11 protein-coding genes are annotated in these 15,117 nt (G+C 60.3%); all 11 read left to right on the forward strand.

What is annotated here, in order from left to right; all coding sequences use genetic code 11:
• Nucleotides 1-459: 459 nt before the first annotated feature.
• The 11 genes from KGB25_RS21855 to KGB25_RS21905 all read left to right on the forward strand — a co-directional run bounded on the left by KGB25_RS21855 (nucleotide 460) and on the right by KGB25_RS21905 (nucleotide 14,801).
• Nucleotides 460-1,770 carry a nucleotide sugar dehydrogenase gene (locus KGB25_RS21855; RefSeq protein ID WP_008027175.1) on the forward strand — a complete coding sequence of 437 codons (1,311 nt, stop codon included), beginning with the start codon at nucleotides 460-462 and terminating at the stop codon, nucleotides 1,768-1,770.
• A 57-nt stretch (nucleotides 1,771-1,827) separates the two neighbouring features.
• Nucleotides 1,828-3,309, forward strand: a complete 1,482-nt coding sequence (locus tag KGB25_RS21860) for a glycosyltransferase family 2 protein (RefSeq protein WP_008038964.1) — start codon at nucleotides 1,828-1,830, stop codon at nucleotides 3,307-3,309.
• A 64-nt stretch (nucleotides 3,310-3,373) separates the two neighbouring features.
• Nucleotides 3,374-4,588 carry an alginate biosynthesis protein Alg44 gene (locus KGB25_RS21865; protein WP_223415517.1) on the forward strand — a complete coding sequence of 405 codons (1,215 nt, stop codon included), beginning with the start codon at nucleotides 3,374-3,376 and terminating at the stop codon, nucleotides 4,586-4,588.
• Nucleotides 4,585-5,985, forward strand: coding sequence for an alginate biosynthesis protein AlgK (locus KGB25_RS21870; protein WP_223436606.1), 1,401 nt, complete (start codon nucleotides 4,585-4,587; stop codon nucleotides 5,983-5,985). The genes KGB25_RS21865 and KGB25_RS21870 overlap by 4 nt, the downstream gene beginning before the upstream one ends.
• A 41-nt stretch (nucleotides 5,986-6,026) precedes the next feature.
• The gene (locus KGB25_RS21875) at nucleotides 6,027-7,415 is read left to right on the forward strand and encodes an alginate export family protein (RefSeq protein ID WP_223436639.1); all 1,389 of its coding nucleotides are present in this window, start codon (nucleotides 6,027-6,029) and stop codon (nucleotides 7,413-7,415) included.
• Between the two features lie 83 nt (nucleotides 7,416-7,498).
• Nucleotides 7,499-9,016, forward strand: coding sequence for a mannuronan 5-epimerase AlgG (gene algG / locus KGB25_RS21880; RefSeq protein WP_192228291.1), 1,518 nt, complete (start codon nucleotides 7,499-7,501; stop codon nucleotides 9,014-9,016).
• An 11-nt stretch (nucleotides 9,017-9,027) separates the two neighbouring features.
• Nucleotides 9,028-10,425 (forward strand): alginate O-acetyltransferase AlgX-related protein, encoded by a 1,398-nt coding sequence (locus KGB25_RS21885; RefSeq protein ID WP_207284512.1) that lies wholly within the window; start codon nucleotides 9,028-9,030, stop codon nucleotides 10,423-10,425.
• The gene (locus KGB25_RS21890; RefSeq protein ID WP_223436608.1) at nucleotides 10,425-11,537 is read left to right on the forward strand and encodes a mannuronate-specific alginate lyase; all 1,113 of its coding nucleotides are present in this window, start codon (nucleotides 10,425-10,427) and stop codon (nucleotides 11,535-11,537) included. Before KGB25_RS21885 ends, KGB25_RS21890 begins: the two co-directional genes overlap by 1 nt.
• Before the next feature lie 105 nt (nucleotides 11,538-11,642).
• Nucleotides 11,643-13,064: a mannose-1-phosphate guanylyltransferase/mannose-6-phosphate isomerase gene (locus tag KGB25_RS21895; protein WP_223436609.1), complete on the forward strand. Its 1,422-nt coding sequence runs from the start codon at nucleotides 11,643-11,645 to the stop codon at nucleotides 13,062-13,064.
• A gap of 119 nt (nucleotides 13,065-13,183) precedes the next feature.
• Nucleotides 13,184-13,816: a CGNR zinc finger domain-containing protein gene (locus tag KGB25_RS21900; RefSeq protein WP_223436612.1), complete on the forward strand. Its 633-nt coding sequence runs from the start codon at nucleotides 13,184-13,186 to the stop codon at nucleotides 13,814-13,816.
• A gap of 112 nt (nucleotides 13,817-13,928) precedes the next feature.
• Entirely contained in the window at nucleotides 13,929-14,801 is an 873-nt protein-coding gene (locus tag KGB25_RS21905; RefSeq protein ID WP_223436614.1) for an alpha/beta fold hydrolase, read from the forward strand.
• Nucleotides 14,802-15,117 lie beyond the last annotated feature (316 nt).

Consider the following 15,117-nt stretch of genomic DNA (forward strand, 5'->3'; position numbering starts at 1 on the left):
TGACATGTCTCAGCAACTTTACACTCTAATAAAAAATTGATCTGGCTGATTGCAAAATTGTAACGCTGGCGTTGCACCGCGCCAGTGCCGCTTCAAAAAAACGATATATCCACCTGCCTGATTTTGGTGCAAAAATACATATTCTACTCATATGACCAAACGAAATAAGTTAGATATCCATCTGTTTTTATTGATGTTTTTTATTTGCAATTCACATATTGTCTTTTGGCACCTTCCTTGTAACCCCCACTCTTTATATTGCTGGCGCGAACTGTTCGAAATTCCTGTTAAAAAAATGACAGTGCCAGGAAGATGTTTGTCTACACTCTTGGTTCTGCGATTGCTGGCCCGAAAAACACGTTGAACCAAACTGCCGCTTAGTTAGCCAAATAGAGCAACTGTCGGCCTGTGTGGCATGCCGACGGCCATCCGAAATCCGGGTATATGGGGAACTTACCAATGCGTATCAGCATATTTGGTCTGGGGTATGTGGGCGCTGTATGCGCGGGCTGTCTGTCTGCTCGCGGTCATGACGTAATCGGGGTGGATGTCTCGCAAGTCAAGATTGACCTGATCAACCAGGGCAAATCGCCTATCGTCGAGCCCGGCCTGGAACCGCTTCTCGAACAGGGGGTGAATTCGGGGCGGCTGCGCGGCAGCAGTGATGTAAAGGCGGCCGTGATGGACACGCAGATGTCATTCCTCTGCGTCGGTACACCCTGCAAGAAGAATGGCGATCTGGATCTGGTCTACATAGAGTCCGTGTGCCGCGAGATCGGCGAAGCCCTGCACACCAAGGACAGTTGGCATACGGTGGTGGTGCGCAGCACCGTGCTACCGGGCACCGTCAAGAATGTGGTGATCCCGATACTGGAAGACTGTTCCGGCAAGAAGGCCGGGGTCGACTTCGGTGTGGCGATCAACCCGGAGTTCCTGCGTGAAAGTACGGCAATCAAGGACTACAACTGTCCGCCCATGACAGTGATCGGTGAACTCGACCAACGCAGCGGCGACCTGCTCGCCTCGCTCTTTCAAGAGCTGGACGCGCCGCTCCTGCGCCGCAGTATCGAAGTGGCCGAGATGATCAAGTACACCTGCAATGTCTGGCACGCGACCAAAGTCACCTTCGCCAATGAGATCGGCAATATCGCGAAGGCTGCCGGCGTGGACGGTCGCGATGTGATGGACGTGGTCTGCCAGGACACCAAGCTCAACCTGTCGCGTTATTACATGCGCCCAGGTTTCGCGTTCGGCGGTTCCTGCCTGCCCAAGGATGTGCGTGCGCTGAACTACCGCGCCGGGCAACTGGATGTCGAGCACCCGCTGCTGGCGTCGATCATGCGCAGCAATGCGGCGCAGGTTCAGCGAGCCTTCGACATCATCACCAGTTACGGCAAGCGGCGTATCGCCCTGCTCGGCCTGAGCTTCAAGGCCGGCACCGATGACCTGCGCGAAAGCCCGCTGGTGGAGTTGGCCGAAATGTTGATCGGCAAGGGCTACGACCTGCATATCTTCGACCGCAACGTTGAATACGCGCGCATCTACGGCGCCAACAAGGACTACATCGAATCGAAGATTCCGCACCTGGCTTCGCTGCTACGCGCTGACCTTGTGAAGGTGATCGACGAGGCGGAGGTGATTGTACTTGGCAACGGTGACGAGTCCTTCAGAGCCCTCGCGCTTGAGGTGCCCGAGGGCAAGCAGGTGGTTGACCTGGTGGGTTTCATGCCACACACCAGTGACGATCAGCTCGAAGGCATCTGCTGGTAAGAGAGTCACCGAACTGCAACCCGGGCAATACGGGTTTATCGAACAGGAGTCACAAGTATGGCTGGTGCCAGGGATTACTTGCGCGAAGCGGCGGGCTGGCTGTTTTACGTCACCGCGTTGCTGGGGCTTGCACTGCTGCTGCCGCGCTCAGTGTTCGATCCCCAATCCAGGGACTTTCTCCTGTTGCTGGGGGCTGTCGGTATCTGGCGCTACTCGATGGGGGCTGTCCATTACATACGAGGGTTACTGTTCCTTTATGTGGTGTTCCCCTACTACAGACGCAAAGTCACCCGGCTCGGCAGCATTGCCGACCCGTCGCACGTGTTTTTGCTGGTCACCAGTTTTCGGATCGAGGCGCTGACCACGGCGCAGGTGTACCGCTCGGTGATCGAAGAAGCCATCGGTTGTGGTTACCCGACCACGGTGGTCTGTTCCATCGTCGAGCTCGCCGATGAATTGCTGATCAAGGCACTCTGGGACAGCTATACCCCGCCGGAGCAGGTCAAGCTGAGCTTCGTGCGGATTCCCGGCACCGGCAAGCGCGACGGCCTGGCCCATGGTTTCCGGGCGATCTCCCGGCACGTGCCGGACGCCGATGCGGTGGTGGCCGTGGTCGATGGCGACACCGTGCTTTCCGCCGGGCTGGTACGTCAGACCGTGCCCTGGTTCAAGCTTTTTCCGAACGTCGGCGGGTTGACCACCAATGAGTTCTGCGAGGTACGCGGCAGCTACCTGATGAGCGAATGGCACAAGCTGCGGTTCGCCCAGCGGCACATCAATATGTGCTCGATGGCACTGGGCAAGCGGGTGCTGACAATGACCGGGCGGATGTCGGTGTTCCGCGCCCAAGTGGTGACCGATCCCGGATTCATTCAAGACGTCGAGCGCGATTATCTGCAGCACTGGCGCCTGGGGCGTTTCCGCTTTTTGACCGGCGATGACAAGTCCAGTTGGTACAGCCTGATGCGGCTGGGTTACGACACCTTTTATGTGCCCGACGCGGCGATCAACACCGTCGAGCATCCACCGGAAAAGAACTTCATCAAGGCCAGCCGCAAGCTGATGTTCCGCTGGTATGGCAATAACCTGCGGCAAAACTCACGGGCCCTGCACCTGGGCGTGCGGCGGCTGGGCTGGTTCACCTCGCTGGTGTTGCTCGACCAACGCGTATCGATGTGGGCCAGCCTGCTCGGGCCGTCGGTGGCGATCATTGCCAGCCTCAAATACAGCATCGCCTACTTGCTGATTTATGTGCTCTGGATCGGCGTGACGCGCCTGATCCTGAGCCTTCTGTTGCTGGCGTCGGGGCACCCGGTCGGGCCGGCTTATCCCCTGATTCTCTATTACAACCAGCTGGTCGGCGCCATGGTGAAGATCTATGTGTTCTTCCGTCTCGACCAGCAATCGTGGACGCGCCAGAAAACCAAACTCGACCGTGGGCTGGCGAGCTATCAGCGCTGGTTCAATACCTGGTCGTCGCGGGCCATGACGTTTTCGGCCGGCAGCGTGTTTTGCGCGCTGCTGATGTGGATTGTGTAGTGCAGGTGTCAGGGCCGTGGCAGGCCGTGCCGGATCGGACTCAATCGATGGGAAGGAACGCGTTATGAACACAGCTTTTGTTGCTGTTGATGACAATGTCGTGCACGAGTCGGAGGTGCAGCGTCAGCATGCGCGGCTGACTCTGCCGGCGAGGATCAAGTTTCACGGGCCGGACCGGGAGCCGTTCGATTGCGAGCTGATCGACTTGTCAGCCGGTGGATTCAGCCTGAGTCAGCCGGGTACAACGCTGATCGTTGGCCGGCAACACAAAGGCAAACTGGTGTTCCAGGTCGATGCGCTGGGGTTTGCCATCGACGTGGAGTTTGTCGTGCGCTCGATTAACGACGAGGGGCAGCGCATAGGTTGCGAGTTTCAAAACCTGCGCCCTCGTGCGATTTCCGCCTTGCGTTACGTGATCACCTCTTACCTCTCGGGCGGGGTGATCAGCCTGGGTGACATGCTCTCGACCCAGCAGCGCGACAACTTCACCAAGCCGCGAAAGCACGAAAGCGGCCACGGCATGGGCATTCTCGCTCGCGTGCGGGCCACCGCGGTAAGCCTGCTGATGTTCCTGGTGGGACTGTTTGCCTTTGGTTATGTGGTGCACCAGTTGTATGGCATTTATTTCGTCACCCATGCCGAATCGGCGCGGGTCAATGTGCCCGGCCAGTTGATCGGTCTGCCGCGCGACGGCAGCGTCAATTCGTTGGTCAAAGTCGGGTCGGTGGTGGCCAAGGGCGCCCCGCTGGCGACCTTTTCCGCCTCGCTGCTGGATGTGATGAAAGGCAACCTGCCGCCCGGACAGGCGACCCCGGAAAACCTTGAGCGCCTGTTCAGCCGAACCCTGCAAGGTTCGCTGACCAGCCCTTGCGATTGCCGGGTGGTTTCGCAACTGGTGCCGGACGGCCAGGTCGTCGGCAAGGGCACCACGGTGTACGAGTTGATGCCAATCGACGGTGTGGCAACCATCGAGGCGCGCTTCCCCTACAAGAATTTTGCCAAGATCCAGCCCGGCAAAGCGGTGAGCTTCCAGTTGATCGGCGAAGAACAGCCGCGCGCGGGCAAAATCACTGCGGTGGCGCTGGACAACGGCGGCCTGGCCTCGGACCTGCGGGTCACCATTGAGCCTGACAGCCCGTTGCAAACCGATCAGGCCGGGCGGCCGGTGGAGGTCAGTATCGAAGACCTGCAAGGCAATGTCTGGGTGCAGAGTGCCTCGGCGGCCAATGCCTGGGTGAAAAACACCTGGGCGAATAAAGTCATGGCGGCCGGAAAATGAACGGCGCATGGCGATCGGGGCTGCGGTTTTCCGCGCTGGCCGCTGCCCTGACAATGATTCATGGGTGCGGCACCCTCCCCGATCAAGGCTTGGCGCGCGAGGCCATGGCGCGCGGCGATTATGAGACGGCTCGCAAGAACTTCGCGCCGCTGGCCGAGGACGGCTATGCCGACGCCCAGGCCGGAATGGGCGACTTGACGGCCTCGGCGGGCGACCCCGCGAGCTTGAAAGAGGCTGAGGGATTGTACCGGCAGGCCGCGCCGGAATCGGTCAAGGCGCAGTCACGTCTGGGCCGCGTGTTGCTGCGTCAGGGACCGACGGATCCCAAGCAAGTGCAAGAGGCCCGGCAACTGCTGGAAGGCGCGCTGGACAAAGGCGAGTTCAGTGCAGTGGTGCCGCTGACCTTGTTGTACCTGGGTTACCCGCAACTGACGCCGGGGGTGGATCCGCAGCAGAAGGTCAACGGTTGGCGCGCCCAGGGCATTGTCGAGGCAGACCTGGCGCAAATCCTGATTTACCGCAATCAGGGCACTTATAACGCTCACCTGCCGCAGATCGAGCAGATGTGCCGGGCAAGACTGGCATTACTCGATGCCTGTTATGTGGAGTTGGCCACCATCAACCGGATGCGCGCCCAGCCCAAGGCGCAAGCCGACTTGCTGGCGCAGTTGCGCCAGGGTTGGCGCGAGGGACGAGTCGCGCCCTTGCGGGTCGAGTCGGTGGCGCGCGTTCTGTCGACGCCGACACTCGAAGGCCCGGCCGATCCGCAAAGCGCCCAGCGCCTGCTTGAGGAACTGGCACCCGACTATCCACCGGCCTGGACCAGCCTGGCGCGGCTGATCGACGACTACCCCGCCCAAGGCGATGCGCCGCAATTGCTCTCGGCCTTGCAGCGCGGGCGCGAAGCGGGCGATCCACGGGCGGAACTGCTGACCGGGCGCCTGTATTACCTCGGCAAATGGCTGCCGCAGGATCCGCGCCTGGCGCAAGAGCACCTGCTCAAGGCGGCCGCCGCCGGTGAAGTCGGGGCGCATTACTACCTCGGCCAGTTGTACCGGCGCGGTTATCTGGGCCAGGTCGAACCACAGAAAGCGCTGCAACACTTGCTGCTGGCAGCACGCAACGGTTCGCCCAATGCCGACCTGGCGCTGGCGCACATGTTTTCCGATTCACGCGGGGTCAAGGTCAATCGAATCAATGCCTTTGTCTTTGCGCAACTCGCGCAACGCCAGGGCGTGGTAAATGCGGGGCCAGTGCTGTCGGCCGTGCAGTCGGGGATGACCCCGGCAGAGAGGAAAATCGCGCAGCCCTTACTTGAGGAAGAAGCTCAGGCCCGTCTGACGGGCGCGGCTCTCGCCAGGCTGCAAACTCCGGAAAATGGACAGGACTTACTATGAAACAAGCACTGTTGGCAGGTTATGGTCTGGGAGTTTCGCTGATGTGCAGCGCCGGTCTGGTGCTGGCGGCGGAAGTGGCGCCGAAGAATTTCGGCCTGGATGTGAAGATTACCGGCGAGTCGCAGGACGACCGGGACCTGGGCACTGCACCCGGTGGCACCCTCAACGATATTGGCCTCGACCTGCGTCCCTGGGCCTTTGGCCAATGGGGCAACTGGAGCGCCTATGTGATGGGCCAGGCGGTAGCGGCGACCGACACCATCGACACCGACACCGTGAACAACGGCGTCGACGACAGCAACACCCGTGAAGCGGATGACAGCTACCTGGCGCTTCGCGAATTCTGGGTCGACTATTCGGGCATCACGGCCTATCCGGGCGAGCATCTGCGCCTGGGGCGCCAGCGTCTGCGCGAGGACAGCGGCGAATGGATGGACACCAACATCGAAGCGCTCAACTGGACCTTCGAAACCACGCTGCTGCGCAGCCACGTCGGCGCCGCTCAACGCTTTTCCGACTACCGCACCGACCTGGACGACCTGGCGCCGGAAGACAAAGACCGCTCCCATGCCTTCGCCGACATCTCTACGCAATGGACGCCCAACAATTGGGTTGGCCTGCGCGTACATCACTCGGAAGACAGCGGTAATCTGCCGGATCCCGGTGACCGGCTCGACACACTCGACAAGACCACCACCGGCAGCCTGACCTGGGTCGGCCTTGAAGCGAACGGTGACGGCTACAACTATCGCTCGACGATGCCGCTCAATTACTGGGTCAACGCAACCTGGCTGACCGGCGATCGCGACAACCTTAACAGCGTGATCGTCCCTTCCGGCGATCGAATCGCGACAGGCCACACCAGCGGCGACGTCAATTCCTGGGCTGCGGACCTGGGCTTGCGCTGGAACATCGATGACGCCTGGCGCCTCGGTGCTGCCGCCGCCCGTGGCGATGGCGGCGGCAACGACCAGGAGAACCAGTTTCAGCAAACCGGCCTGCAAAGCAACCGCTCGAACTACACCGGCACGCGCTCACGGGTACACCGCTTCGGCGAAGCCTTTCGCGGTGAACTGAGCAACCTCCAGACCGCGACGCTGTTCGGCGCCTGGTCGTATCGCGAGGACTACGACGCCAGCCTCGTCTACCACCGCTTCTGGCGGGTCGACGACCAGACGGAAACCGGCGACGACGGGATCATCAATGCGGCGCTGGTGGACGGCGAGAAAGACCTGGGCCAGGAAGTCGATCTGGTCATGACCAAGTACTTCAAGCAAGGCCTGTTGCCCGCGAGCATGGTGGATTGGGTCGACGAACCTTCGGCACTGATCCGCCTGCGCCTGGGCGTGTTCTTCCCTGGTGACGCCTATGCCAACGACACCGATTCGAGCATGCACCGGGCGTTCATCGATTTCGTCTGGAAAATCTAGGACCCGGTGGCTGCCCGCGCTGAAGCCATCGCGGGCAACGGCACATTGATCACAACCGGCTGCCTTTTGGATGAGTGAGACTTATGGACCGTGTCGTCAAGATAGGACTGATGCTCGCCGCAATGCTGTTGGTGCAGACGGCAGGTGCCAGTGCGGCAGGTGACCTCCTGATACCGCGCTACAGCATCAGCGAGGCTCCGGGAAAACCGTTGCTGATCAAGGAACCGAAAATGCCCGACCTGTCCGGCTATACCGCCGAGGCAGTCGCCGCGAAGATTGCCTACAAGCCCGCCGGCCGTGCCTTGATCCAGCCGATGCTCAAGGAGAACGCGCTCGATGAGTTCATCGGCGGCCAGGACCGCTTCAAGGAATGGGTGGTGCGCCAGAAGCAAATGCCCGTGGCGATCTTCATCGACCGTGGCTACATGAGCCTGACGCAACTGGCACGCAGCCTGCCGCAGACAGCCCTGCGCGAGACCGCACCGGGGGTGTTTCTGGCGCGCTTGCCGATCGTCATCCGTCCCGGCGGGACGCTGCATATCGACAAATCGGTGAAGGAATTGCGCTTGTCCCAGGACGGCGGTTCGTTCCTGGTCAACGACGGCAAACTGTTCATTACCGATACCAAGGTCAGCGCCTGGAGCGAGAAAGACGACAGCCCGGCCTGGTTCAAAAAAGAGGAAACGTTTCGCCCGTTCCTGATTTCCTGGGGCGGCACCGAAACCTACATCGTCAACAGCACCATCACCAGCTTCGGCTACACCGAGAGCAAGAGTTATGGGGTGAGTATTTCCCAGTACAGCCCGAGCATGGCGCCGAAGATGAAGCGCAAGAAACCGACCGGCTGGCTGATCAATTCGCAGTTCATCGACAACTATTTCGGCTTCTATTGCTACGAGGCCGACGACGTGGTGATTCTGCGCAACACCTATCGCGCAAACATCGTATATGGCATCGACCCGCACGACCGTTCGCGCCGGCTGATCATTGCCCATAACGATGTCTTCGATACCCACAAGAAGCACGGCATCATCCTCTCGCGCGAGGTCAACGACAGCTGGATCATCTACAACCGCACCTACAACAATCATCTGTCGGGCATCGTCCTGGACCGTTCCAGCGTCAATAACCTGCTGGCCTACAACGAAACCTACAAAAACCGTTCCGACGGCATCACCTTGTACGAGAGCGGCAACAACCTGATCTGGCGCAACCGCGCGGCCGACAATGACCGACACGGGATCCGGGTGCGCAACAGCACCGGCGTGCGGCTGTACGAAAACGAGCTGATGGCCAACGCCCTGACCGGGATCTATGGCCACACCAAGGATTTGCGTGGCAGCGACCGCGATCTCAAGGAAGACCCTTACGAAGCCAAACTGTCGCTCACCGTGGTCGGCGGCAAGCTGATCGGCAACGGTTCCAGTCCCATCGCCGTGTTTTCACCCTCGCGCCTGGAACTCTATGACTTGACCTTTCTCGCGCCGCAGAAACAGGACGGCCTGGCCTTCACCGGTTTGCTGGGGGACGTCCAGGGCGACTTGATGGACATCCTCCTGCGCCGCCACGCCGCCGCGTTGATTCTGCCCGAGACACTGTGAGGAGCCTGCCGATGAACACCTTTCATGGATTTGCCGCGCTTGGCCTGCTGTCCATGTCGATGGGGGCACAAGCGCAGCCGCAGTACACGGCCGAGGCCTGCTGTCAGCTGTGCCCGCAAGCGGCGCAGGCAACCTATTACGAGCCACCAGAACTGAAAAATTACGCGACGCTGGTGGAGGCCAAGGACCAGTGGCTGTTTCGCACCCGTAGCGATTTGCGCACCGACTTCGGCCTCGACGAGAGCGGCTACAAAGCCCTCAAGCGCCTGCGCGACGGGCTCGCCCAGCGCGGCGTCGAACTGGTGTTGGTGATGCCACCCAGTCGCGGCCTGCTGCACGCCGACCGCCTGACGCCGCTGGAACTGGCCAGCTTCGATCAGGCCAGGGCCCGGCAAAACTACCTGCAAACCCTGGACCGGGTGCGCGGCCTGGGCATCCTGGCGCCCGACTTTGCCAACCTGCTGAGTTCGCCACAGCCCGCCGGGCAGCCCTTCTACTTCAAGGGCGATCACAACTGGACGCCCTATGGCGCCGACCGCAGTGCCCAATTGGTGGCCCAGACGCTCAAGGGCAGCGATGTGCTCAAGGCGTTGCCGCATCAGGTCTTCGCCAGCCAACCGGCCGGCCTGTTGGGACGCTCGGGCACGCTGCAAAAAGCCGCCGCACAGATCTGCGGCAACGGTTATGCGGCGCAGTATGTGACCCGTTATCAAACCCGCGCCCAAGGCGATGCCAAGGGTCCGGCCAAGGTCGCACTGATCGGCACCAGCGCCAGCAGCGAGCTGTTCAACTTTCCCGGTTTCCTTGAACAATACCTGGAGACGCCGGTCCGCAACTTCAGCGTACCGGGCGGTGGCTACGATGATTCGTTGATCGCCTACCTGCTCGGCGACGACTTCCAGAACGCCCCGCCGGCGGTGCTGGTGTGGGAAACCGACAACCTCGACAGCCTTGGCAAACCCAGCTTCTACCGCCAGGCAATGGCGGCGCTGAGCGACGGCTGCGACAACCAGTCCCCGCTGCTCAAAAGCCAGGCGACCCTGCACAGCGGGCGCAATCAAGTGTTGTTCAACGGCAGTGGCGGCAACGTGTATCCGATCAAGGGCAATCGATATCAGGTCGACCTCAAGTTCGCGGATCCCGGCGTGCGTCTGTTGAACGCGACCCTGACCTACCTGAACGGTCGCCAGGAAAACCTCAGCTTGAGCCGTTCGCCGACGGTCAATACCCAGGGCCGCTTCGCCTTCGAGCTGCGCGGCGACGGGGATTGGGGCGAACAGACGCTTCTTTCCATGGACGTGCAACCGCCGCCGGGTATGACCACCACAGGGCTTTCAACCCGACTGTGCGTCAAACCCGCCATTACGGCAGCACCGACCCTGCGCACCGCGCAGACGGAGGAAAACTGATGCGCCCGGCACACTGGGCCGCCATTGGCGTGGCCTTCATTCTGATGGGGCCGATCATGCAAGCGGCCGCACAACTTCGCCCGCCGCAGGGCTATTACGCGCCGGCCACAGAGAAAAAGGGCGACGCGCAGAGCTGTCCGGCGACGCCCAAACCCTATACCGGCGACCTGTTGATCCCCAGCAAATACGAAGGCTCGGGCAAGGCTCGGGATCAGCTCAACGCAGAATCCAACAAACGCTACAAGGAAATGTCCGGCGATATCAACGAACTGGAAAAAGGCGTCAACAAACAAGTCGCCGCCTACTTGCGGCTCGGCCGCCCCGGTCATGTGGACTGCACGTTGAGCTGGCTGGGCGATTGGGCCAAGGCGCAGGCGCTGCTGAGCACCACCTACACCCACACCGGCAAGTCGATGCGCAAATGGGCGCTGGGCAGTATTTCTTCGGCGTACCTGCGGCTCAAGTTTTCGCGTTCACAGCCATTGAAAGGCCGTGAAGCGCAGACCCGTCCCATCGAAGCCTGGATCGGCAAACTCGCCGAACAGGTAGTGCGGGACTGGCGCGACCAACCGCTGGACCGCCTCAACAATCACCAGTATTGGGCGGCATGGTCCGTCATGGCGGCCTCGGTGGTGGTTGACCGGCGTGACCTGTTCGACTGGTCGGTTGCACAGTTTCGCATCGGCGCGTCCCAGGTCGATGCCGACGGGTACCTGCCCAACGAATTGGGCCGCGACACCCGTGCTCTGGCTTACCATAACTACGCGATGGGGCCGCTGATGATGATCGCCTCCTTCGCCCAAGCCAACGGCGTCGACCTGCGCGAAGAAAACCACGGCGCCATGCGGCGTCTGGCGACGCGCGTGGAAGAAGGCATCAAGAATCCAGGTTTGTTCGAACGCAAGACCGGCCACAAGCAAGCACTCGAAGACCTCAACGAGGATGGCAAGTTTGCCTGGCTGGAACCGTACTGCGCCCTATACGACTGCTCGGCGGAAACCAACCGCTGGCGCCAATCGGTCGAACCGATGAAAAACTACCGCCTGGGCGGCGACATCACCCAGCTGTTTGCAGACCAGAAAGACCAGGTGCAACAGCCGGCACGCCCCTGATTGCGGCCGATTTGAATTGAGCTTGTGTTTCAAATAATGGAAGGCAGTCCTTCGCTGTTCGAAGCGCCTTCATATCGAACGATGAAGGTGTGGGAGGAAAGAAAAATGATTCCAGTCATTCTGTCCGGGGGCAGTGGTTCCCGGTTGTGGCCATTGTCACGCAAGTTGTATCCCAAACAATTCCTGAGCCTGGCCGGTGAAGGATCACTCTTTCAGCAAACCCTTCAGCGCCTGGCGTTCAACGGTATCGGCAAACCGATCGTGGTGTGTAATCAGGAGCATCGCTTTCTCGTCAACGAACAACTTGCCGCCATCGGCTGCACGCCGCAGGCGATCCTGCTCGAACCCTTCGGCCGCAACACCGCACCGGCGGTGGCGCTGGCGGCCCTCAAGCTGATTGCCGAGGGCCGCGATGAGCTCATGTTGGTCCTTCCGGCCGACCATGTGATCAGCGACGTCCCCGCCTTGCGCGCCACACTGGAACACGCAGAGCAAGAGGCGCTCAAAGGCAATCTGGTGCTGTTCGGCATTCCGGCGACGCGTCCGGAAACCGGCTTCGGCTACATCAAGGCCGACTGCAGCGATGCGGGTGCCCATGCCTTCAAGGTCGAGCAATTTATCGAAAAACCCGACCAGCAAACCGCCGCCGAATTTGTCCGCTCCGGCGAATACTTCTGGAACAGCGGCATGTTCCTGTTCCGTGCCAGCCGCTACCTCGAAGAGCTGCGCACTCACGAACCGGACATGTACGACACCTGCGTGATGGCCCTGGAGCGCAGCCCCAGCAGCGAAGGCGTGACCAGCATCGATCGCGTCACCTTCGAATGCTGCCCGGACAACTCCATCGACTACGCAGTGATGGAACGCACCCACCGCGCCTGGGTCGTCCCGCTCAGCGCTGGCTGGAGTGACGTCGGTTGCTGGTCGTCGCTGTGGGATGTGCACGAAAAGGACACCGACGGCAATGTGCTCAAGGGCGATGTCGTCAGCTACAACAGCCGCAATTGCTTCGTCCATGGCAGCAGCAAACTGGTGACCCTGCTCGGGGTGGAAAACCTCGTCGTGATAGAAACCGAAGATGCACTGATGGTCGCGCACCGCGACACCGTGCAAGACGTGAAAAAACTGGTGAATGCGCTCGACGCCCAAAATCGCTCGGAAACCCAGAACAACTGCGCGGTGTATCGTCCCTGGGGCAGCTACCACTCGGTGGACAACGGCATCCGCCACCAAGTCAAACACATCACCGTCAAACCGGGCGCGCAACTGTCCCTGCAAATGCACCACCACCGTGCCGAACACTGGATCGTGGTCTCCGGCACGGCCCAGGTGACGTGCAATGAAAAGGTCTTCCTGCTGACGGAAAACCAGTCCACCTACATTCCGATTGCTTCGGTGCATCGGCTGGCCAACCCCGGGAAAATTCCGCTGGAGGTGATTGAGGTGCAGTCCGGGAGTTATTTGGGTGAGGATGATATTGAGCGGTTGGAGGATGTTTATGGGAGGAACCAGCAGGTCAAGAATTGAGCCCATCCAGTAACCCCACCGAATACGACGAAGAGGTTATCAAAAAAATAGTAACTTGTCGGACGCACTTTGAGTGGTTACGCTGAACCTTATCAATCCAGGCTTTAGCGGACATCCTCATGAACAGCACTCCCCGTGGACCGGCCCTCTTCGTCGCCGACGCCGCCGCTCTCGATTTTCTGAACTCGATAGCAACGCCGGTCGATGAACCCGTCGACTGGATCGACGACGGCAACGGCTGGCTTGAATGGCTGAAACAATCGGGCTGGGTGGAAGACGAGATCCTGCAACGGCTTCAGGAACAAGCGATGCCTGGCGAGCTGGAAACCGTCGCGGCGCAGGCACGGTCATTGCGCGAATGGTTTCGCGGCTTTGTCCTGAAATACAAAGGCCAACCGCTTGAAGCCTCGGCCCTGACAGAGTTAGAGGCCTTGAATCGCCTGCTCGAACGCGACGAAAAATACACCCAGATCACGCTGCAGGACGGCGAAACACCAAAGCTCGCCTGGGAACTGAAACGGCGCTGGCGCAGTCCGGATTCCCTGCTGTTGCCACTGGGCGAAGTGCTCGCACAGTTCGTCAGCGAGGAAGATTTCACCAACGTGAAATGTTGCGAAGGACCGAGCTGCACCCTGATGTTCGTCGATCACACCCGAGGCAGAAAACGCCGCTGGTGCAGCATGGCGGTCTGCGGCAACCGAGCGAAAGCAGCGGCCCACCGCGAACGGCAAAAGAAAGTCATCGATGCTTGAGGGCGAAAAACAATAACCTGTCAAAATCATTTTGACAGGTTACTTTGTTCGTGCCAGATTTAATCTCGAAAACCGGCTTGATCTCATCCATGCGGTTACGAGGCCAATCATCATGACCACCACTGCACCCATCCGCTACACATTTGCCGACGTCGACGGCGTTCGCGTCTTCTACCGGGAAGCAGGAGAACCGGCCAAGCCGACCCTCCTTCTGCTCCATGGGTTTCCCAGCTCATCCCACCAGTTCCGCCAACTCATCCCGCTGCTGTCGGCACACTTCCACATCATCGCCCCGGACCTGCCCGGCTTTGGATTCACCGAAGTGCCTGCCGAGCGCAAATACGCGTACACCTTCGACGCACTGGCAGAAACGCTGGGGCATTTCGTCGAGACCCTGGGACTGAAACGCTACGCGATGTACGTCTTCGATTACGGCGCACCGACCGGCCTGAGACTGGCAGTCAAATACCCCGAAAGAATGACCGCGCTGATCTCGCAAAACGGCAACGCGTATCTGGAAGGATTGGGCGATGCCTGGGCACCGATCAGAGCCTACTGGGCAGAACCGTCGGCTGAGAATCGCCAGGTCATTGCCGACGCGGTCCTGCACCTGGAAGGCACGCGCTGGCAATACGAACATGGCGTCAGCACGCCTGAACTCATCGCTCCCGAGTCCTACACCCTCGACGCGCTGCTATTGGAGCGGCCGGGCAACAAAGACATCCAGCTCGACCTGTTCCTGGACTACGCGAACAACCTCAAACGCTACCCGGACTTTCAGCACTTCTTCCGCGAGACCCAACTGCCGACACTGGCCATCTGGGGCCAGAACGACCCCTTCTTCATCCCGCCTGGCGCAGAGGCGTTCAAACGCGACAACCCCAATGCCGTTGTCGAACTACTCGACACCGGACACTTCGCCCTGGAAACCCACGTCGACTACATCGCGAAGCGCATCATCGAAGTGATCGGTCACACGGCATAAAGCAATCACAGGCGGACGCAACAATGCGCCCGCCTACCCCGCCCCCTGTAGGAGTGAGCCTGCTCGCGATGAGGCCCTCAAATTCAACAGAAATATTCACTGTCACACCTTTCAGCCCACTCGACTCGCAAACCTGACATCCGAAAAACGTGTAGGAATTCACCTTTTGTAACGAGGGGATTTATTCCCAACAAGCAGCGAAGCAGCCCCAAAACCTGCCCCCGATTTCCCAAGGCACTCCATACCGCCCGGATTACCGCGAAAGCCCCGTAAACAGTGGCATTAAGCCTTGCCGCAACAAACGCCAAAGCGTCCT

It is taken from the genome of Pseudomonas sp. BF-RE-21 (assembly GCF_019947305.1).
GTDB lineage: Bacteria > Pseudomonadota > Gammaproteobacteria > Pseudomonadales > Pseudomonadaceae > Aquipseudomonas > Aquipseudomonas migulae.